This is a genomic window from Prevotella sp. P4-67, from assembly GCF_002251325.1.
In the GTDB taxonomy this organism is placed as follows: Bacteria; Bacteroidota; Bacteroidia; order Bacteroidales; family Bacteroidaceae; genus Prevotella.
Genome location: NZ_NPJL01000053.1, coordinates 46,530 through 68,695 on the forward strand (window position 1 = coordinate 46,530; position 22,166 = coordinate 68,695).

Annotated in this window: 18 protein-coding genes and 2 tRNA genes; 17 read left to right on the forward strand and 3 right to left on the reverse strand. The window is 45.4% G+C overall.

Features of this window, described 5'->3' with window-relative positions; translation table 11 throughout:
• Positions 1–213: 213 nt before the first annotated feature.
• Positions 214–1,434, reverse strand: a complete 1,221-nt coding sequence (locus CIK92_RS08475) for a site-specific integrase (RefSeq protein ID WP_094388789.1) — start codon at positions 1,432–1,434, stop codon at positions 214–216.
• A gap of 45 nt (positions 1,435–1,479) precedes the next feature.
• Positions 1,480–1,704, reverse strand: a complete 225-nt coding sequence (locus CIK92_RS08480; protein WP_094388790.1) for a hypothetical protein — start codon at positions 1,702–1,704, stop codon at positions 1,480–1,482.
• A 253-nt stretch (positions 1,705–1,957) separates the two neighbouring features.
• On the opposite strand from CIK92_RS08480, the gene CIK92_RS08485 reads away from it, so the two are divergent.
• The 17 genes from CIK92_RS08485 to asnB all read left to right on the forward strand — a co-directional run bounded on the left by CIK92_RS08485 (position 1,958) and on the right by asnB (position 21,990).
• A tRNA-Ser gene (locus tag CIK92_RS08485) sits at positions 1,958–2,045 on the forward strand.
• Between the two features lie 30 nt (positions 2,046–2,075).
• Positions 2,076–2,147, forward strand: a tRNA-Glu gene (locus CIK92_RS08490).
• Positions 2,148–3,113: 966 nt separating this feature from the next.
• A complete protein-coding gene (locus CIK92_RS08495) occupies positions 3,114–3,827 on the forward strand; it encodes a hypothetical protein (RefSeq protein WP_144289385.1) in 714 nt (237 codons plus the stop codon).
• Between the two features lie 154 nt (positions 3,828–3,981).
• Positions 3,982–5,301, forward strand: a complete 1,320-nt coding sequence (locus CIK92_RS08500; RefSeq protein ID WP_094388792.1) for a UDP binding domain-containing protein — start codon at positions 3,982–3,984, stop codon at positions 5,299–5,301.
• Between the two features lie 22 nt (positions 5,302–5,323).
• Positions 5,324–6,499, forward strand: coding sequence for a galactokinase family protein (locus CIK92_RS08505; protein WP_094388793.1), 1,176 nt, complete (start codon positions 5,324–5,326; stop codon positions 6,497–6,499).
• Between the two features lie 11 nt (positions 6,500–6,510).
• Positions 6,511–7,248 carry a nucleotidyltransferase family protein gene (locus tag CIK92_RS08510; RefSeq protein WP_094388794.1) on the forward strand — a complete coding sequence of 246 codons (738 nt, stop codon included), beginning with the start codon at positions 6,511–6,513 and terminating at the stop codon, positions 7,246–7,248.
• Positions 7,249–7,254: 6 nt separating this feature from the next.
• The gene (locus tag CIK92_RS08515) at positions 7,255–8,319 is read left to right on the forward strand and encodes an NAD-dependent epimerase/dehydratase family protein (RefSeq protein ID WP_094388795.1); all 1,065 of its coding nucleotides are present in this window, start codon (positions 7,255–7,257) and stop codon (positions 8,317–8,319) included.
• A 376-nt stretch (positions 8,320–8,695) separates the two neighbouring features.
• Positions 8,696–9,967 (forward strand): ATP-binding protein, encoded by a 1,272-nt coding sequence (locus CIK92_RS08520; RefSeq protein ID WP_094388796.1) that lies wholly within the window; start codon positions 8,696–8,698, stop codon positions 9,965–9,967.
• A gap of 210 nt (positions 9,968–10,177) precedes the next feature.
• Entirely contained in the window at positions 10,178–11,962 is a 1,785-nt protein-coding gene (locus CIK92_RS14060) for a YecA family protein (protein ID WP_254046031.1), read from the forward strand.
• 260 nt (positions 11,963–12,222) lie between these two features.
• Entirely contained in the window at positions 12,223–13,755 is a 1,533-nt protein-coding gene (locus CIK92_RS08530) for a hypothetical protein (protein ID WP_094388798.1), read from the forward strand.
• A gap of 4 nt (positions 13,756–13,759) precedes the next feature.
• Entirely contained in the window at positions 13,760–14,437 is a 678-nt protein-coding gene (locus CIK92_RS13435; RefSeq protein ID WP_144289386.1) for an acyltransferase, read from the forward strand.
• A 348-nt stretch (positions 14,438–14,785) separates the two neighbouring features.
• Positions 14,786–16,099 carry a Coenzyme F420 hydrogenase/dehydrogenase, beta subunit C-terminal domain gene (locus CIK92_RS08540; RefSeq protein WP_094388800.1) on the forward strand — a complete coding sequence of 438 codons (1,314 nt, stop codon included), beginning with the start codon at positions 14,786–14,788 and terminating at the stop codon, positions 16,097–16,099.
• A gap of 168 nt (positions 16,100–16,267) precedes the next feature.
• Positions 16,268–17,107: a hypothetical protein gene (locus CIK92_RS08545; RefSeq protein WP_094388801.1), complete on the forward strand. Its 840-nt coding sequence runs from the start codon at positions 16,268–16,270 to the stop codon at positions 17,105–17,107.
• A 9-nt stretch (positions 17,108–17,116) separates the two neighbouring features.
• On the forward strand, positions 17,117–18,268 hold the full coding sequence (locus tag CIK92_RS08550; protein WP_094388802.1) for a polysaccharide pyruvyl transferase family protein: 1,152 nt from the start codon (positions 17,117–17,119) through the stop codon (positions 18,266–18,268).
• Between the two features lies 1 nt (position 18,269).
• Positions 18,270–19,229 (forward strand): glycosyltransferase family 2 protein, encoded by a 960-nt coding sequence (locus CIK92_RS08555; RefSeq protein WP_094388803.1) that lies wholly within the window; start codon positions 18,270–18,272, stop codon positions 19,227–19,229.
• A gap of 51 nt (positions 19,230–19,280) precedes the next feature.
• Complete coding sequence (locus CIK92_RS08560; protein ID WP_256387332.1) at positions 19,281–20,138, forward strand: ATP-grasp fold amidoligase family protein; 858 nt, start codon at positions 19,281–19,283, stop codon at positions 20,136–20,138.
• Between the two features lie 10 nt (positions 20,139–20,148).
• Positions 20,149–21,990 (forward strand): asparagine synthase (glutamine-hydrolyzing), encoded by a 1,842-nt coding sequence (gene asnB, locus CIK92_RS08565; RefSeq protein ID WP_094388805.1) that lies wholly within the window; start codon positions 20,149–20,151, stop codon positions 21,988–21,990.
• Here the strand turns inward: asnB and CIK92_RS13975 are convergent.
• On the reverse strand, positions 21,953–22,166 hold a 214-nt coding region (locus CIK92_RS13975), incomplete at its 5' end, for a hypothetical protein (protein WP_216822221.1). The genes asnB and CIK92_RS13975 overlap by 38 nt on opposite strands.

Genomic DNA, 22,166 nt, shown 5'->3' on the forward strand with positions numbered 1-22,166 from the left:
TCATGACTTCATGGTTTGAACCGCGTAATGCAAACTCTGAAACGGTGAAATCAAACTTTGAATTTGGCAATTCATGGTTCGCATTTACTTTATATGTGGTTTGGAGAGTACTGCAAACCATTGTTTGCCAATAGGATGAGGCTGCGTGCTTCGCATTGCTCATAACTGCCGACATGGGTGTGGGTGTATGTCGTCGGTCTGTCATCTGTCCGTTTATTTCCCCATGCTTATCCTGCGAATGATGCGGTTGTTGGCATCGTCTATGCGTGCGGTGTCGATGGAGTCGAGGTAGATTTGGGTGGTGCGGTAGGACTGGTGGCCCATGCCCTCGCTGATGATGGCGATGGAGAAATTCATATTGCGCGCAATGCTTGCCCACGAGTGTCGTGCCACATAGGTGGTGAGCGGAATCTTGAGTCCCGCAGCCACACCGATGCTCTTCAGTGCCCTGTTGATACACTCTTCCCGGTTGCGATATTGCTTGTACTCCGTGCCGTCTGTTCGGGTGATGATGGGCAGCAGATAAGGCGTGTTGCGGGTGAGGTGGGCATATCTGTCTATGATGTCCTGCAGCGCCCGATGCCACGCGATGGTCAGGTGCTGGTTGGTTTTTCGTCGGCAGTAGCTCAGCATGCCATACTTCAGGTCTGCCTTGCGCAGGAAAGCCATATCCACAAACGACATGCCACGCATATAGAAGCTGAACATAAACATATCGCGCGCCAGCGCTTGCGCGGGCTTTCCTGATAGGTCGAGCCGTTCGATGCGCCTTATCTGGCTCTCGGTGATGGCACGCTTTGTCGTCTTCACATACGACAGACGCACTTTGGCAAAGAGTTGACGGTCTTCCATCAGATGCTCGTCGATAGCCTTGCGTGTCAGTGTGTTTAGCGTGCGCAGATAAAATCTGATAGTGTTCTGCTTCAGCCCGCGATGGGTCATCCAGGCTTCGTATAGCTCCATCATTTCTTGCGTGAGTTCGGTGAACGTGAGGTCATTGTCGCTTCGGAATTCTCGGAAGCTGCGCAGAGTGTTGGCATAGGTCCTCGCGGTGCCGAAGCGCTTCATCTCCCGCTTCCTGTCTATCTGCTTCAGCATGAAGTCGAACACGGTGACACACTCCGGCAGATGCTCAAACGCCTGGAAGAGCATCTCGATGGTATAGTCCTTGGTCTCCGTTTCCATCTGTCTGATGATTCGCTTCCGTTGTTCCATCTCCCAGATTACCGACGATTGTATCAGCCGCAGCTGACAGTCTCTTTCTCGATTGCCGGTGAGCGTGATGGAGGCTGTGCGACGGTTCCATTCGCTGGCACGGATGCCGTGTCTTGTCGTAATCCATCTCACGTTGCGCTTGTGAATGACCTGGTAACACAGTGTACCCTCCTTTTCATCTTTCGATGAAGTCCTGAATTTCAATTTAATAGTTGCCATAGTTGTTAGAGTTTATAACTGGCGTCGTAAGTGTAACGCCACACACTATAAAACGGCAGAGGTCTGCACAAAGTATTTGTCTGCCTCGGTGAATGTCTCTTCCGTCACCCGCGCGCGCTGCGTGGCGGGTGGGGGAGTATGCTCCAAGAAGCGCAGGATAAATGCGCTGGACGCAGAGATGGTCATAAATCTCGCAGAGGTAATCATAATTCTTGCAGAGATGGTCATAAATTTCGCAGAGATACCCTCCATGATTCCGTCGATGGTCATTTCTGCTTGCAAATACGCTTCTGGGGTGTATGTATCCGATGCGGAGCTTTGGCAATGTAAATCGCCCAATGGCAATGTTAAAAATAAGTTTAATACAACTCTATGAAACTTAGCCAATTGTAGGCTGCAAGCCGCTGAAGCATTAAAAATATTCAAAAAAAAGAATGGAAAATGTTTGGAGGTTTCAGAAATAGTTAGTACCTTTGCATCGCATTTGAGAACAATGCTCGGTTAAAGGAAACTTGAACCCCCAGGAAGGATGGGTGAGTGGCTGAAACCACCAGTTTGCTAAACTGACGTACGGGTTTACCGTACCGGGGGTTCGAATCCCCCTCCTTCCGCAGCAAGCGTTCTCCATGATACGACCTAACGCTCGGTTCATCTAACGGTTAGGATACAAGATTCTCAATCTTGGCATAAGGGTTCGATTCCCTTACCGAGTACAAAAATCAGGCTTTGCCACTCAGGCAGAGCCTTTTTCATGTTATACACTTTTGTTATTACAAAGAAAACCGACTATCATCACGATAACCGGTTTTAAAACAAACTACTTAAAAACTAATCTACTAAAACAAATTAAAGTAAATACTTTCACCATATCACATGGATCCCATATTTTTTGCAAAGATAAGGATAATTATTATAATAACAATGAAAAATGGTGGAAAAAATATAAAACATTTACATTTTTTATCGTTGTCGTGTCAAAAACGTACTTATTGCGCCGTAAAAGTTATCATTCGTAATGTTGCCGTAACACAAATGTAACATCATCTTGCGTTTCGCCGACGCCCAAGACACCTTATAGAATCCTGATGGCGATGGCAGATGTGACGACGACCCATCCTGGCGTGGCAGCGGTTGCTGGCAGAAGGGTAGGGAGCGGTCCCTCGTTTTTCGGATCAGCTGCTTTTCTCGGTTGGTGCTGCTCGATGGTCATTGATGAAGTGTCGCCAGTCTGTACATCAAGCCCCACTTTTTTCCGATGCTCGTCTGTCTGTCTATATATATAATAATGTATAGGCAGTCGTGGCAGCCATCCCCCTGTCTGCCTGCTGTATAAAAATGCAGGAAACGAAAATATTTTTTTAGCATTTTTTCTTTAAGTGGAATAAAAGTGTTAACTTTGCCAAATGAGACTGCGCCGCTTGCGGCGTTTGTCGATACAGTTAGAGAAGACGGCAATATTTTATTGGAACGTAAGGTTATGACAATTGTGATTGTCTGGCTATATCTCAACTGGACTGATTTTTTTTAATATTTATGTTATTGTGAACAAGGTCGTTGCACTATCGGCGTTATTCTCTGATACGGGGATTGCCGACAATGATAGCGCTCGTCTGCCGCTCCACAATAGAGTAGTGAACGACACGCTTTTCATCATCAATGACATAAAATAGAACGAGGAAATGACGCAGGATTGCTCTATCACTCTTTCTATAGCCGACGAAAACAGTGGTGTAACCTCCTGTTTTCCAAAGGGCATCCACGTTACCGAAGCCGAGTTGTCATCGGGGTCGGGAATAGAAAATGTATCATCTTGCGACTCCCCCAGCATGGCTTCTGCGTCATTGTCAGAAGCTCCTTGGGGATATGTCCATATCCATAACAAACAGGTCGAACTCTTCAAGCGTCAGGTCGACGCCTACAATGCCGCCCACCCTGAGGCGCGGCACGAGTGTTTTGTCCACTATTCTTACAAATTCAAACCCAAAAATAATGGCAAGGGTGTCGTCAAGAAACTCTTGCCCACTATCAATGGTCTGGTATTCCTGCAGGGCCATACGGCTGAACTGCAGCAGTTTCTCAGCACCTATCATCCTCAAACTCATCTCATTAAGAACTGTAGCACAGGACATCCTGCGGTTATCTCTCATCGCATGATGCAACCCTTCATGCAGGCTATCACCGGTCATCCCGACAATGTGACCTTCCTGCGCGACCCCTTTGTCAAGTTTGCCAAGGACCACGTCAAGCTGCGTGTCCTCACCGGTCTCTTCAAGGGATTGGAGGGCTACATCGTACGCATTGACCGCGACCGCCAACTCGTCATGGAGTTTGCCGGCTACGCCGTAGCCATCCGCGGTGTCCACAACGAAGATTTTGAGGTTGTGGAAGGCTGAACTCACCCAACCCCTGTCTATATATATAATAAGGTGTAAACAAAGACGGTCATCACGGTGACCGACGACAACCATTAGAACAGCTACTGCCACCCTCGCTACAGCCTTGGCCAGCCCATCCCCTTTCAGCACAACTTTTATCTCAATTTATTATATGCGTAATTTTGCAGACATACGTGTCGCCGTTGCCGGAACCGGCTACGTCGGCCTGAGTATAGCCACGCTGCTTTCGCAGCACCACCGTGTCACGGCAGTGGACGTGATACCCGAGAAGGTGGAGAAGATCAACAACCGTATCTCACCCATCCAGGATGACTATATCGAGCGCTACCTGGCCGAGAAGCCGCTGCAGCTCACCGCCACCCTCGACGGCCGCCGGGCCTATGCCGACGCCGACTTCGTGGTCATCGCCGCCCCGACCAACTACGACCCCGTAAAGAACTATTTTGACACCAGCCATGTCGAGGAAGTCATCGACCTGGTGCTGGAGGTCAATCCCGATGCCGTCATGGTCATCAAGTCCACCATCCCCGTAGGCTACACCCGCAGCCTCTACCTGAAGTACGCGCAGCGCGGCGTGCAGAAGCTGAACCTGCTCTTCTCGCCCGAGTTCCTCCGCGAGAGCAAGGCCCTCTACGACAACCTCTATCCCAGCCGCATCATCGTGGGCTACCCCAAGATCATGTCGCATCCCGACTTTGCCGATGAGAACCGCGCCATCGAGTCGGTCACCGATGTGGAGATGCTCAAGGAAGCCGCCCGCACCTTCGCCGCCCTCCTCCAGGAAGGCGCGCTGAAGCCCGATGTGGACACCCTCTTCATGGGCATGAAGGAGGCCGAGGCCGTCAAGCTCTTCGCCAACACCTACCTCGCCCTCCGCGTGAGCTACTTCAACGAGCTTGATACTTACGCAGAAGTGAAAGGTCTCGACTCAAAAGCCATCATCGAGGGCGTGGGTCTGGACCCCCGCATCGGCAGCCACTACAACAACCCATCGTTCGGCTACGGCGGCTACTGTCTGCCCAAGGACACCAAGCAGCTGCTGGCCAACTACCAGGACGTGCCGCAGAACATGATGACCGCCATCGTGGAGTCCAACCGCACCCGCAAGGACTACATCGCCGACGCCGTGCTGCGCAAGGCCGGCTACTACAACGAGAACGCCGTGTGGGACGCCACCAAGGAGCACGAGTGCGTCATCGGCGTCTACCGCCTCACGATGAAGTCCAACTCCGACAACTTCCGGCAGTCAGCCATCCAGGGCATCATGAAGCGCATCAAGGCCAAGGGCGCCGAGGTCATCATCTACGAACCCACGCTCGAAGACGGCACCAGCTTCTTCGGCAGCCAGGTCGTCAACAGCCTCGACGAGTTCAAGCGCCGCTCCAAGGCCATCATCGCTAACCGCTACGACGAGAGCCTCGACGACGTGGCCGGCAAGGTATACACCCGCGACATCTTCGGCCGCGACTGACCCCTTAACCCCCGCAACGACTATGCTACAATGTGAAGAGAAGTTCTTTGAACTCTACCATAAGGATCCCGAAGGCATGGCCTTCTGTCCTTACCGCGTGTGCCCCATAGGTGCCCACAGCGACCACCAGTTGGGCAAGATTACCGGCCTGGCCATCGACCGCGGCATCCACCTCGCCTACAAACCCAAACACAACGGCGTCATCGAGCTCTGCTCGCTTCAGTTTGACAAGCGCGCCCAGTGGCACATCCACAGCGTGCCCGAGGTGCGCCAAAACGACTGGGCCGACTACCTGCGCGGCGCCACCCTCGAGCTCGGCATGCGCCATCCGCTCAGCGTCGGCCTCTGCGGTGTCATCCAGGGCACCCTTCCCATCGGCGGCCTGTCGTCATCGGCGGCCGTCACGCTGGTCTACCTCAGCGCCCTCTGCCGTGTCAACGGCATCAGGCTCACCGACCTCGAGATGATCGAGATGGCCGTGGCTGTGGAGAACCGCTATGTGGGCGTAAGCTCCGGCAAGCTCGACCAGAGCTGCGAGCTTTTCTCGCGCAAAGACCATCTGCTCTACCTCGACACTCTCGACGACCACTATGAACTCATCCCCACCCATCCCTCGATGAAGCCCTACGCCATCGCCATCTTCTTCAGCGGTGTGGAGCGCACCCTCGCCGGCAGCAAGTTCAACATGCGCGTGGACGAGTGCCGCAGCGCCGCCTACGCCCTCAAGGCCTTCGCCGGCATGGAGTACGGCAAGTTTGGCGATACCCACCTGCGTGAGGTCCCCGTCGAAGTGTTCCGCGAGTACCGCCACCGCCTGCCCGAGAACTGGGCCAAGCGAGCCGAACACTGGTACACCGAGTTCGCGCGCGTGGAACAGGGCGCCGAAGCCTGGCGCCGCGGCGACCTCGACACCTTCGGCCGCCTGAGCTTTGAGAGCGGCCATTCGAGCATCTACAACTACGAGACCGGCTCACCCGAGCTGAAGACCCTCTACGACATCATGACCCATACCGACGGCATCTACGGCGGCCGCTTCTCCGGCGCCGGTTTCAAGGGATGCTGCATGGCCCTCATCGACCCCGCCTACAGCGAGAGCATCGGGCGCCAGGTGGAAGAACAGTACCTGCGCGCCTTTCCCCAGCTTCGGGGCAAATACCAGTACGTCGTCTGCCACAGTGCCGACGGCCTAATCCTCTAAAGAAAACAACAATGAAGTGTCTTATTCTTGCGGCAGGCTATGCCACCCGGCTCTATCCCCTGACCGAAAACTTCCCCAAGCCCCTCCTCAAGGTGCAGGACAAGACCATCCTGGACTGGCTCGTCGACGACATCAACGGCGCCGGCCTTGTCGACGAATACATCGTAATCAGCAACCACAAGTTTGCCCGCCACTTCCAGGAGTGGGCGGCAGGCAAACGCCAGAAAATCACCGTGGTCGATGACGGCACGTCGACCAACGAGACCCGCCTCGGCGCCGTGTGCGACATCCGGTTTGCCGTGGACAGCCTCGGCCTCACGGGCGACATGCTCGTCATCGCCGGCGACAATGTGCTCGACTTCAGCCTGCAGCACTTCGTGCGCTATGCAGACAAGAAGCAGACTTCGTGCGTGATGCGCTTCGAAGAGCCCAGTGTGGAACGCCTCCACAAGTGCGGCGTGCTCGAAATCGACGACAGCGACCGCATCATGTCCATGGAAGAGAAGCCCGCGCGCCCCAAGAGCCACTGGGTGTGCCCGCCCTTCTACTACTACACCGCAGAAGATGCCGCCCGCATCCCCGCAGCCATCGCCGACGGCTGCGGCACCGACGCCCCCGGCAGCTTTATCGCCTGGCTCTGCCGCCATACCGCCGTCCATGCCATGGAGATGCCCGGCCGCCGCTATGACATCGGCAACCTGCAGAGCTATGAGGAAGTACAACAACAATATCCCGGAATCGTCAAATAAACAGCAATGGTAGAATACAACGTAACCCTCGAGGGCAAGACCGTCCTCGTCACAGGCGCCGCCGGCTTTATCGGCAGCAACCTCGTCAAGCGCCTTTTTCACGATGTGAAGGACATTAAAGTAATCGGAATCGACAGCATCACCGACTACTATGATGTCAACATCAAGTATGAGCGCCTGAAGGAGATAGAGTCGCTGCAGCGCGATTGGACCTTCGTCCACGCCTCCATCGCCGATAAGGCAGCCGTGGAGGCAATCTTCACCGAACACAAGATAGCAGTAGTGGTCAACCTCGCCGCCCAGGCAGGCGTGCGCTACAGCATCACCAACCCCGACGCCTACATCCAGAGCAACCTCATCGGGTTCTACAACATCCTCGAGGCGTGCCGCCACCACGAGGTGGAGCATCTGGTCTATGCCTCGTCATCATCGGTCTATGGTAGCAACAAGAAAGTGCCGTATTCGACAGACGACAAGGTGGACAACCCCGTAAGCCTATATGCTGCCACAAAGAAGAGCAACGAGCTTATGGCTCATGCCTATAGCAAACTCTATAACATCCCATCCACCGGTCTCCGCTTCTTCACCGTTTATGGTCCAGCCGGTCGCCCTGACATGGCATACTTTGGTTTCACCAACAAACTGGTGAAAGGCGAAACCATCAAGATTTTCAATTACGGTAACTGCAAACGTGACTTCACCTATGTCGATGACATCGTGGAAGGCGTAGTAAGAGTGATGCAGCACGCCCCAGAAAAGGCAACAGGCGAAGACGGTCTGCCAGTACCACCTTATAAGGTGTACAACATTGGCAACAACTCGCCCGAGAATCTCTTGGACTTTGTCCAGATACTCCAAGACGAGTTGTTGGCAGCTGGAGTCCTTCCTGCTGACTATGATTTTGAGAGTCATAAGGAGTTGGTACCTATGCAGCCAGGAGACGTTCCAGTCACTTATGCTGATACATCAGCATTAGAGGCTGACTTCGGTTTTAAGCCTTCTACCAGCTTACGCGATGGTTTGCGTGCTTTTGCACAATGGTACGCAAAGTATTACGGAACATCAAAGTAAAGAATCATAGCAGCCACTCCTCTTACTCTCAGAGTGACTGCCAGCAACCCTCCCGGTTCCTGAGCTGACAGCTTGTACTGAGTTTGTCGAAGTAAAGGATGGAGATGCATACTTCAACGCTCCGCACACGTTGATGATGCAGATGGGTTCGACTCCCCCGCACGCATCAAATGCAAATCAATCTCGATTTGCGCGTTAACAATTACGCCCGCAAATGAATCAATAATCAGTAATCAATCATCAGTAATCAGTCATCAGTAATCAATTTGTAATCAATAATCAGCAAATTGTAGTATATAAACGATAAAATTATTGGATATTTGTCGTTTATATCCGATAAAAATATTACCTTTGCACCAAATAAAAAGATATTGTTATGACTAAAGATCTGATAAAGACTCTTATTGCAGAGTATCAGCAATATGTTACCAGAGTGAAGCTCATTCCTCGTCAGGTGAAGTTTCTTGACGGGCAGAATTATGTGCTTGTTGGGTTGAGACATGCAGGCAAATCTTACCTGATGTATCAGCGCATAGCAGAATTGCTGTCACAGGGACATCTGCAAGATGAGGTGCTATACTTCAATTTTGAAGATGACCGTATTGATTCGCTTGACATCACCGACTTGGAACTCATCAAGACTTGCTATGAGGAGATGTATGATCACAAGCCTCTGTTCTTCCTCGATGAGGTTCAACTCGTTAATGGGTGGGAGAAGTTTGCCCGCAGGTTGGCTGACCAGAAATATCAGGTTTATATCACCGGAAGCAATGCCAAGATGCTCAGCAATGAGATTGCCACGACCTTAGGTGGCAGATATTTGGTGCAAGAGGTGTTTCCCTATTCCTTTGAGGAATATCTGAAGGCACACGACATTGATCTCACGCAGAAAAATGCGGAGTTTAAGCACCGAAAGCAGATAGTGCGCTTGGCAGATGAGTATTTCCGCAAGGGAGGCATGCCGGAAACAGCCTTGATGCCTAACAGCCGTCAGTGGTTGAGCAGCTTGTTCAGCAAGATCTTCTTTGGCGACCTTGTGGCACGCCATGGCATTCGCAACGATTTTGCCTTGAAAGTGCTGATACGGAAACTGGCTGAGAGCGTCAAACAGCCTATTTCATATTCCCGAATGGCAAGTATTGTATCCAGCACTGGAAAGAAGATGAGCACCGATGCCGCAATCGACTACATCCGTTATATGGACGAATCGTGGCTGCTGCTGCCCTTTGAGAATTATGTCGGGAAACTTCAAGACAAGGAGATGAACCGCAAGTATTACTTCATTGACAATGGTCTGCTTGCCCTTTTCCTCCTGGATCCGGCAACATCACTCTTGGAGAATATCGTAGCGGTCAACCTTAGACGCAAGTATGGCGACGGATGCTATTTTTTCAATACGCCTAAAACGGAAGTGGATTTTTTCATTCCGGAAGAAAGTATGGCCATACAGGTTTCCTATTCTATAGCTGACCGGGACACTTGCAAGCGAGAGACAGCAGCTCTTCTTGCATTGGCGGATTATCAGGATGTGCAACACCTGATGATTGTAACCAAGGATGAAGAGGAAACGATCAAGGAAAACGGAAAGTTAATATCTGTCACCCCGTTATGGAAATGGCTGAAGGAGGATCAGTGGACAGGCATCTGACCCTCCCCACCCATCGCTTTCTTACACCCCAAAGGGGTGTCACATCGGTAACCGCTGGTCGAAGACCTGCGGCTGTAATCTGTAAGAACTGTAAGAGTAAGCGTGCACGCACACATGAGCGAAGGCTCACAATCCAAAATTCATGACAGAAACGAAACAGTAATGTCCCTGACCCTTTCTGAAGTAACAGCACGTGTCAAAATTGAAATTATGAAAACATCACGATTTGATAAACTCAGGTGGTTGTGCAAGGAATTACAAGATGCCATAGTAGCTAAGGATGCAGAGCTGATGGCTCGTCTCTATGATGAACTGTCGGAGGTATATATGAAGGTCTTCGCTGCAGAAGATTACAGCTTTGAGTGCTTGAAGGAATACTGTCTGTCAACGATTGTATGTCTGCAATTCAAAGCTTATAATAACATGTTCGGGTCTACCATCGAAGAGAGTAATAAGACGATAGGAATGATTGATTCCTTGATCTCGCTGAGTGATTATTCGAAAGACGAGAAGGACGAACTAAGACTGTTCAAGGCTCAGATAAAAAGTATTATTACCCCTCTGAAACCACACAAGAACCTCGTTGTACCGAGATTGGATTGCCGCTGTACGCTTTGCAGGATACGACCTGCCAACAAAACGGGTTCGCACATGGTTCCGAACTTTCTGTCACATCCTACTTTCTCGTGGGATGGAAAAGGGAATCGTGGCCGTGAGGCTTTGAATCATGATTTCCTGAATACTCCAGAAAAGAATTGTCAGTTTTATGGCAATGAAGTTCCTGCGTGGCGTTTCGCTATGGGGGAAGGCAAGAAGGATGCTGAAGACTTGACGGATGAGGACATCGAGAAGAATATCAACCAAGTAGAATTTGACAATGAGTTCTGCTCGGTTTGCGAAAAGCGCTTTGGTGTATTGGAATCGGCGTATGCGCAGTTCTATTCCGCTCCAAAAAAGAAGAATGTTGATGCACGCGTTGCTTATCTATTTTGGCTCTCGGTGCTTTGGCGTATGTCCATGGGCAGCATGAGTATCTTTATGAACATTGAGGATGAACTCTCGCTGCGTAAACTCTTGGATGAGAATATTCTGGATTCCGACAAGGCTATAGCAGAAAGCGATAATGATCTTGGCGAATGGAAGTATGCCATGTTTCGTGCGGAGGGTTTGAAAGAAGGAGACAAAGGCATTTTCGGTTATCGAAAGGAATGCTCGCCATACGTTGTGATGTACAACGATTTGGTCATGGTATTCTATCACAATGACCCATCGGACGAGGAGCTTGAGATAGGTCCTATTGTCGTTGACAGAGAACAACTGAATGATTGGCATAGTCCAGAGAAATCCGTTGTGGTTGACAGACGATGGTTCTGGAATGTACGTGATTGGTTTATCGAAACATCGTATGATTTCTATGACCCAGTAAGAGAACAAGTGCTGATAGGCATACGCGAGGAAGAGCGCTTGATGGATGTGGTAGTTTCTGATTACAAGAAGGAACAAGCAATAAAGGCTGCTCGTTTGACAGCTCCGCCAAAAGAGCGAAGACTCAATATGCGAAAATTCTACCGCATATACGTTGCATGGCAGAGATTGAAGGAAGCCGAAGAGAAATGTGAAAAGTACGAACCATTGAATGACGAGGAACTCTTCTTGACTGAAAAAGATTTCCATAATTATTATGAAGACTTGGCTAATCTTGCTAGGCACATGGATGAGGAAAAGATTGAAGAGTTCCCATTTTACGAACAAGCAAGGAAATATATACCAGATGAGGCAGAATGGACGAAGTTAGAAGATACAACCGATTCCGATCCGGCTTATACGGACGCCGTCAAAGGAGTCATAGCTAATATGAATGCCCGTCAGTTGAATCGTATTTTTGGTGAACAACAAGAGCCATACGTGAACCCATACGCAAAAATCGGTCGCAATGATCCGTGTCCTTGTGGAAGTGGCAAGAAATACAAGAAATGTTGCGGAAGGGGGTTGTAAACTTTTTTCTCCCGAAAAAGGCCATTTAACAATTTAACGTTTTAACAATAAGCCATTCTGCAATCTGCCTGCAAATCAGGCAGCAATTGCTTAGTGACCCAGGTTTCGGATACTTATAAATCATCTGTAATCTGTAAGAACTGTAAGATAGCTCCCAGTTCATCATTCACAGCTCTCAGCTTTTTTAGAACACTCAATAATCAGCAATCAAACAAAATCGCGAATTACGCGTTAACAGTTAACACTCGAATTAATTTTTTATGTCAGATACATCAGCAAACAATAAACGCATAGCGAAGAATACCCTAATGCTCTATGTCAGGATGCTCTTCACCATGGCAGTCTCACTCTTCACCTCCAGAGTGATCTTGCAAACCCTTGGAGTGGAAGACTATGGCGTATTCAGCGTTGTGGGAGGGGTCATCACCATGTTTGCATTCATTAATGGAGGAATGGTGTCTTCAACCCAAAGATATCTGAACTTCGAAATAGCGAAAGGAAATGCAGAAAGACTGAGAAGTGTTTTCAATACAGCTTTGCAGATTCATGCGCTCATAGCGTTGGTCATCATCATCCTTGGTGAGACTGTCGGCTTGTGGTTCTTGCTGGAGAAGCTCGTTATACCCGAAGAGCGTATGACTGCCGCAATGTGGGTTTACCAATGTTCTATCATTGCCTGTGTCGTCAACATCTTATCAGTGCCTTACAATGCAGATATCATCGCACATGAGAAAATGTCGGCTTTTGCATACATTTCCATATTAGATGTCACACTAAAGCTCATAATAGTCTATCTGCTGGTAGTTTCCCCTATAGACAAACTTATTGCTTATGCCATCCTGACTCTACTCGTTCAACTGCTCATTCGTTATGTATATACCCGATACTGTAACAAGCATTTTCAGGAATCCTTTGTCGAATGGAAACTCAACAAGACATTGTTCAAGGAAATGCTGAGCTTTGCAGGATGGAGCTTTTGGGGAAATCTCGCAGGTATTTTATATACCCAAGGACTTAACATGATGCTGAACATCTTCTTTGGTCCTGTTGTCAATGCAGCTCGAGGTATTGCTGTTCAGGTTCAGGCAGCTGTCCAGCAGTTTGTGAGCGGATTCCAAACGGCACTTAATCCTCAGATTACAAAAAATTATGCATCTGGAGATTTGGAGCAGATGCATAGCCTTATGTTCCGTAGTGCTCGATTCTCCTTCCTTCTGTTGTTCTTCCTCTCTCTTCCAGTGCTACTGGAAACTGACTTCTTGCTAACCTTGTGGCTAAAGACAGTACCCGATGATGCTGTCATCTTTACTCAAATCATGATCTGCATCTCCTTGATATATACCACAGCAAATCCATGTGTAGTGGCCAACCAAGCCACAGGAAAAGTAAAAATCTATCAGATGGTAGTAGGCGGAATCCTTCTCATGATTCTTCCCATTTCATACATAGTCTTGAAACTGGGTGCTCCTGCCTATTCCGTTTTCATAGTACATTTCTGTATAGAGTCGGTAGCTCAATTCTCAAGAATGTATATGCTTAGAAGACTCATCAACCTGCCCATGTGGCAATATATGAAGAATATCTATATTCCGATAGTCACCACAGTAGCAGTAGCCATCATTCTGCCTATCATCGTTCGCATGCAAGTTGAGGCAGGCTGGCTCAGATTCATTGCAGTTGGCTTCACATGCGTCCTGTCTGTAGGAATAAGTACATTCTTCATAGGTTTCACCAAACACGAAAGAGTATTCTTTCTGGACAAAGCACTTAGAATAATAAAAATAAGAAAATAGAACAATGAAAGTAAGACAATCCAATATGGAACTGTTGCGCATAATCGCCATGTTCCTCGTTTTGTTAGTTCATGCAGATTTCTTCTCTTTAGGAGCACCATCCGCATCAGATTGTGTTAACGCACCTGTTGAATCATCATTGAAAGTATTCTTTCAAGCTATAAGTATAGCTTGTGTAGATATATTTGTATGTCTTTCAGGATGGTTTGGCATCAGACCCACAATTAAAGGATTTTCTAATTTTGTTTTTCAATGTCTTTTCTGGTTAATTGGTCTTTATATTTTCACTCTTATCATAGGGACATCGACACTATCAAAAGAAGGCTTAATGGGATGCTTTGCCCTTACCAAACTTAATTGGTTTATCAAGGCATACATACTACTTTATATTCTTGCACCAGTATTAAATGCTTTCATTGAAAAGGCCTCGCAAAAAGACTTTAGGAATGTTCTGATTGCTTTCTTTACGTTTGAGTTCATTTATGGTTGGATTTTTAGTGGCAGTACTCAACACATTCAAAGCGGATATTCAACGATTTCATTCATTGGGCTTTATCTTTTAGCACGCTATGTGAGGTTATATCAACCTCGTATAAGTTTGAAATCAAAGAGTTTCTATATCGCTTCACTTTGCATTGCACCAATCTGTGTGACAGCTGCCTATATTACCCCCCCCTATTAGGCATAGAGACCACGATTTTAGGTAGTTTATGGATAAGCTACATATCTCCTTACTGTATAGTCTTTTCAATGTTCATGATTCTTTTTTTCTCAAAAATCCAGATACAGAGCAAGTTAATAAACTGGATTGCAGCAAGTTCATTTTCTGTATTCCTTATTCATACGAACCCTAATACTCTATGGCATTTCAAGGATTTCTTTATAGATCTATATAAGACTACTGGTTGTTTTGAGTATTGGCTTTATACCTTTGTGATTCTCATTTTGATATTCGTTACAGCTATTGTCATTGACCAGATTCGTATAATCGCATGGAAATATCTTTGGCAGAAAATAGAAAGTAAAAACAATGATTAATATTATCGACAAACATAACTGTTGTGGCTGCTCAGCCTGCTCCTCCATTTGCCCCAAGCATTGCATCACGATGCAAGCCGACAACGAAGGCTTTTTCTATCCCAAGGTCAATGAGGCAGATTGCATTGACTGTGGGCTTTGTGAGAAGGTGTGCCATGAGTTGCATCCTTTTGAAGAACGCAAGCCACAGAAAGTATATGTAGCCATCAATAAGGATGAGGAAGTGCGTTTGAAGTCTTCTTCCGGTGGCATCTTCTATCTCCTTGCAGAGAAGACAATAGCTGAAGGTGGTGTTGTCTTTGGAGCACGCTTCGATGAGCAGTGGCAAGTGGTGATAGACTATGCTGAGACGATGGAAGGTGTAAAGGCTTTCATGGGCAGCAAATATGTGCAGGCTCGTATGGCAACAGCCTATACAGATGCAAAGCGGTTTCTCACCGAAGGTCGCAAGGTGCTTTTCTCCGGCACTCCTTGTCAGATTGCAGGTCTGCACCATTTCCTCCGCAAGCCCTACGAAAATCTCCTCTCTGTAGATATCATCTGCCATGGCACTCCAAGTCCCAAGGTGTGGGGCATGTATCTCGATGAAGTAGTGACAGCAGGACGAAAGGCTATCAACGATGTGCAGTTCCGCAACAAGCGCAACGGATGGAAGGCCTTCAACTTTACGATGAAATACAACAAGGGCGAGCAATCAGTCTCCCTATGCAGCCATCATCAGCAGAACCATTTCATGCGAGCTTTCCTTCGCGACATGATTCTCCGTCCCTCTTGTTACCAGTGTCAGGCAAAGAGCGGTCGAAGCCATAGCGACATCACCATAGCTGACTTCTGGGGCATCAACACGGAAATGCCCGAAATGGACGATGACAAAGGAACGGGACTGGTATTGATCAATACCGACAAGGGACAAGCAGCTCTCGATTGGAGCAAGACAAACCACAGGGAAACAACAGCAGATATTGCAATCGGTCACAATCCTGCTTATTTCCGTTCAGTAGCTGCCCATCCCAAACGAGCCGAATTCTTTGCTCGCTTAGACGAAACAGAGAGCGTAAATGCTCTTATCGTTGACTGCCTCCGACCGACTCTCAAACAACGTCTATGCATGTCTATTTCTTTATGCAAGCAGTTGATAAAGAGAATGCTAAGATTTGCTACGGGGGGGGGTAAAACAAAGATAACTAATCAACTTGAGATGGTTTCTATCCCTCCAATGCCAGAAAATGTTTCCGTTGCTTCCATCATCTTCCGCAACAAGCACCTCGGCTGGAAGTCATATCGTTTGGAAATCAAGATGAAATAATCAAAGCTGAAATGATTACGAGAGATATTATGATCAATGACATTCTGATACCGTCCTTAAAACGGCTGTATCAGGAGGATTACGACAACATACGTTTAGTAAACGAAAACGATGTCCCTCGATAGCTAAATCATTTGAATCTGAGATTATTCAACAATAAATCATATTATGGATTCAGCAGCAGAAAGTACTATACTCCAACATTTGGCACCAGGATTCGAACAAAAGCTGTTCCTAGCCGCCATTGCTAATGTAGATGACACATCAAACAAACTTCGGTTAAACAACTTTGCGTATTCCATGCGCGAACTTATAAGGATTGTGCTCGAACGTTTGGCTCCAGATACGGAGGTTGTGAATGCTCCATGGTTCAATCCTAACGACAAGGATCATCCGGATAAGGTGACACGCTCCCAACGCATCAAATACGCTATTCAAGGCTGGTTGTCGGATGATTATGTCACGAATACTCTTCGTATCGACCATCAAAACAACGACAAGGAGCTCCGAAAAAATATTGATGAATTAAGTAAATATACTCATGTAACTGAATCGACATTCAATATTGAGCCTGTCAAAATCACAGAACTTACATTAGGCGTACTCTGCAATGTTCAGCTCTTTCTCATGAATGTAGCAGAGGCCAGATATCAAGTACAACAAGCAGCCATTGATTGTATAGACGAAGAGATGATTGAGGAGTTCTATTACAATGTCCAGAATGATATTGATATCCTTGCCACACACCACGAGATTCTTGCCTATATGGTAACAGGTATCAATCTCAAGAATCAGGACAACGATACCATTACCCTTGAGGTAATCGGTAATGTTCAGGTCCGACTTCAATGGGGCTCCGATGGAGATATGCGAAGAGGAGATGGATACGAAGCACAAATGACTTTTCCTTTCTCTTCCACCCTCATTGCTTCATACAAAAATGAACAAGGTGATGTGCATATTGTAAGCAGAACAATTGACATCAACACAGATCAGTTTTATCAATAACAAAGAAATATGAAAATCGGAATACTTACTCAACCGCTTCAAGCTAATTACGGAGGTTTGCTGCAGAACTATGCTTTGCAGCAGGTGCTCCTGCGAGCGGGACATGAGGTGGAGACTATAGACTGGACTCCGTCATACAAATCGCTTCGTTATAGGTTATATAGAATCAAATGGACAATTCTGTCTTTCTTGTTTCCTAAGAAGTTTCCAAAATTGAAATATCAGCCTACAGACGATGAGAAAAAAGTCATTCAGCAGCATACCAACCACTTTATTTCCACTTATATTCATCATACAAAAACAATCATGTTTAAAGATGGATTTAGGCACCAAGCTAAAGTGGGGAAGTACGATGCTTATGTAGTAGGTAGCGATCAGTGCTGGAGACCTTGTTATAATGCGTTCCTTTCCTCCATGTTCCTTGATTTTGCGAAGGATGAAAAGGTGAAACGCATTGCCTATGCTGCCAGTTTTGGTACCGACCAATGGGAGTTTACACAAGAAGAAACTTTAATATGTTCGCCTCTTGCTCAAAAGTTTGATTTTGTATCCGTTCGAGAAGATTCTGGCGTGAACCTTTGCAAAGACCATCTTGGAGTTGCTGCTATTCATGTGCTCGACCCTACCTTGCTTCTTACTAAAGAAGACTATATCCTTCTCATAGAAGCAGAAAAAGAACCTAAGGCCCAAGGTACTCTCTTCAATTATATCCTTGATCCCGATACAGTTAAATCAGCATTTATCAATCGAGTTGCAAAAGAAAGAGGTCTTAAATCTTTTCAAGTATTGCCTAAATGCCAAGCAGAAACTCGAACAAAGGATGATATAAAGAATCGCATAGAAGATTGCGTATTCCCTGGAGTAACCACTTGGCTCCGTGCCTTCATGGATGCTGAAATGACCATTGTTGATAGCTTCCATGGTATGGTCTTCTCCATCATTTTCAACAAGCCCTTTTGGGTCATTGGCAATGCAAATAGAGGAATGTCGCGCTTCACATCTCTGCTAAAAGTATTCCATCTTGAAGACCGACTGCTGGATGCCAACCAATTACACGAAGTAGATATCAACCGCCCTATCGATTGGTCATCCGTCAATGCCATCTTAGAGCAAAAGCGCAACGAATGTAAAAATTTGTTATTAACTCAACTATCAAAATAATATGCCAAAAGTAAGTATCATAGTCCCAGTCTATGGGGCAGAGAAATACATAGAACGATGTGCCCGAAGTCTGTTTGAGCAGACACTGGACGATATTGAGTTTATCTTTGTGGATGACTGCACTCCCGACCGCTCCATCGATATCTTAAAGGTTGTAATTGAAAAATTTCGACTCCGCTTCGGGGAGAAGAAATATGTTGTGAGAATTGAGAGGATGCCTATGAACAGCGGCCAGGGCGCTGTTCGTAGGCATGGGATACAATTGGCCACAGGCGATTATATCACTTTCTGTGATAGTGATGATTTTATGCCTGAAGATGCCGTTGAATCCTTATATAATCTTGCTGTTGAGAGTGATGCTGATATAGTGTCTGGTGATATGGAGTGGCTTTATGATGATGGAACAACTAAACGATCATATATTAGTTTACCATACGGGAGTGACAGAGAAAGCGTATATCGAGCTTTACTCTCCAAAGAGTATTCCCATACTCTTTGTAGCAAGCTGTTTAAGAATAGCTTGCTACAAGAGCATGAATATATAACGCTAATGAATCATACCAATGGAGAAGATGGAATGTTATTTTATCAAGTCTTGCAGTATGCAAATAAAGTTGTACACAAAAATGCGGTAGTTTATAGCTATTATCAAAATAGTCAATCATCAACTCATGTCAGAATAAAAGATAATGCATTAAGCCTTTTAGTTGATTTTTATAACTATGTTGTCAATATCCCATATAAAAATACATATTTAAAGCATTTAGCAATATGTTATTCAACTGATTGTGTCAATGAGTTTGCGTTGACTCAGGGGTATAAGAGAATGAAACAAATTGTAGATAAAAAAGGTACCTATCCATACCTTTCATTCTCATATCGTATGAAGTATTTGACAGTTAAGCAGAATCTTAGATGGTACGCCAAGTTAATATTGAATTATTTACAACTAAATAAGTGAAAAATGGTATCATTTGTAAAAATAATAAGACATCTTCTCGACAGAAATTTCATGGTAGATTACATCTCAACAAAATTGACAAGATTCTACTCTGACGAGCGATATATCAGGCTGAAATATCGTTTGCACTTCAATAAGGAAATTGATCTCGTTAATCCAAAAGGATTCAACGAGAAACTTAATTGGTTGAAGCTCAACTTTCGTAATCCTCTCTTCACTATGATGGCAGATAAATATTGGGTAAAGCAGTATGTGGCTAATAAAATAGGAAAAGAGTATGTAGTTCCTTGTTATGGATGTTGGAAGAGTGTTGATGAGATAGATTTTGATTATCTTCCAGAGAAATGCTTTTTGAAATCAACACATGACAGTGGTGGAGGTATTCTTGTTGATAAATCAGAAGGTATAGACTTTAAGCGCATTCGAAAGAGATTTAACAAGAAGACTCTACAAGGCAAAAACTGGTATTGGCATCTTAGAGAATACCCATACAAGCATATAGAACCGAGAATCATTGCTGAAGAATATTTAGATGAAGGTACAGGAAAAGAACTTCACGATTACAAATTTTATTGCTTCAACGGCGAACCGGCATATATGTATGTAACGAATAAGGGTAAGAAGATTTATGAAAATTATTATGATTTAAAATTCAATGCAATAGATATAAGTCATGGATATGATCGTGTCTATCCTGAGTTTTCTAAACCTGCCAATTTTGAAAAGATGATAGAGTTGGCACGTGTTCTTTCAAATGGATTACCTTTTGTACGTGTTGACTTCTTCAATGTAAATAATAAACTCTATTTCGGAGAGTTTACATTCTATGATTGGGGTGGAATGAAGCCATTGAAAGACCCCTGGGAATCACGATTAGGAGATATGATCAAACTACCATCATTATTTTAATTATTGACTTATGTGTGGAATATATGGTAGCACATTCCGTTATTCGGATGTTTGCATGAACAGGAAACTGTCTTCTATGAATTTTAGAGGACCTGATTTCCAATCTTTTAAGCGTTATCATTTTACGAAAGATAAAGAGTTGATTTTGGGGCATGTTAGGTTGTCAATACTGGATCTCGACACTCGCTCAAATCAGCCTTTCGATTACAACGATAGAATTTCAATAGTTTTCAATGGTGAAGTATATAACTTTGAAGAGCTGAAAAGGACTCATTTGCAAGGATTTTCTTTACGCACAACAAGTGACACTGAAGTAATTTGTGCTCTTTATGACAAATATGGACAGAAGTGCGTTGAATTACTAAACGGAATGTTCGCTTTTGTAATATTGGATAAGTCAAAAGGAGAATTGTTTGGAGCGAGAGACCGTTTGGGCAAAAAGCCTTTTTATTACAGATGGAACTCAGATGGATTCGAATTCGCTTCCCAAGCAGAACCTATACGTATAGGCAATTCCTTTAATATTGATGAGCAAGCCAGGGCTTTTTATCTATTTGATGGATATATACCTGACCCTTATTGCATTTGGAAAGAACTGAAAAAGTTACGAGCAGGGCAGAAATTTACATATAATATTGCTACCAACAATCTGGAAATATCAACATATTGGGATTTGTTTTCTAATTCTTGTGGATTCAAATGTCCTAAAACATACAATGAGGCGAAAGAAACAGTTTATGACTTATTGAACGATGCAGTAAAAATCAGGCTTAGGGCTGACGTACCTATAGGTATGTTTTTATCTGGAGGTATTGACAGTTCTTTGACTTCTGCTCTCATTGCAAAACATAATCATAATATTACAGCATATTCTATCGGTTTTGATAATGCATCTTATGATGAATCAACACATGCCAAAGCAGTAGCTGACGCATTGGGAGTTCCAATAAGGATAAGAAAGTGTGAAGGTGAAGAAATGCTTGATGCATTCAATGGGTTTCATACTTTTTATGATGAACCATTTGCTGATTTCTCTGCTATTCCAACTTCTCTCTTGGCAAAGGTGACTCGGGAAGATGTTACAGTTGCAATAGGTGGTGACGGAGGTGACGAAATTTTCTATGGGTATAGTACATACGCTAAACTTGCAGAAAAGGAACGACTCTATAAATATTTACCATATACTGTAAGAAAGGGTTTGTATTCAGTTGTTCATCTTTTCTCAGATAGCCATTATGTGGATTTGTTCAAATTCAAGGATTTGCGTGACCAGTTTATCTGTAGAGGAGGATACGGTGACTTTAAAGATGCAGCTAAGTATGAGCCTTATGCTCTTGCACATCAATTACCAGACATAGGCTACATTAATGAAGATAGAGGTTTGTTGTCGTATTCTGACTATGACATGAAGCACTATATGAACAGTTGCATCAACACGAAGACTGATCGAGCCACTATGCGTTATAGCCTTGAGCTTCGTAGTCCACTGATGGACTATCGATTGGCAGAATACTCTCGTTTACTTCCTCTTGAATATTTGTTTGACAAACAAACTGGTGGCAAGAAGATTTTGAAGGATATATTATATGATATGGTTCCGAGAGAGATACTCGAGCGCCCAAAACATGGGTTTGCAGCTCCTGTTGGAGAATGGTTCAAGAGTAGTCTTAGAAATCAATTTGTTGATATATTAAACATAAATGATATCATAAGTTATTGCCCGGAATTGGATGCAGGCAGGCTGATTAACTATCGAGATAAGTTCCTCCGCTCTGAAAAAGACACCCTTTGTGAGACTTCCTTTTTTAAGCTTTTCATTTATTTACAATGGATAAAACTACATAACAAATGAAATTTCGAAGATTTCTTATTTTCTTGGTTGGCCTCTGTATGCCATTTAATAATGTAGCTCCTATTCCGAACTTCTCCATGGGCCTGTTTTCTTCTGCCTTGTACTTCCTTTCTCTTATTTCGTTAATACCAATGATAAAAAAGATTGGAAGCTTCCATGGAAAGTTTGTGTGGAAT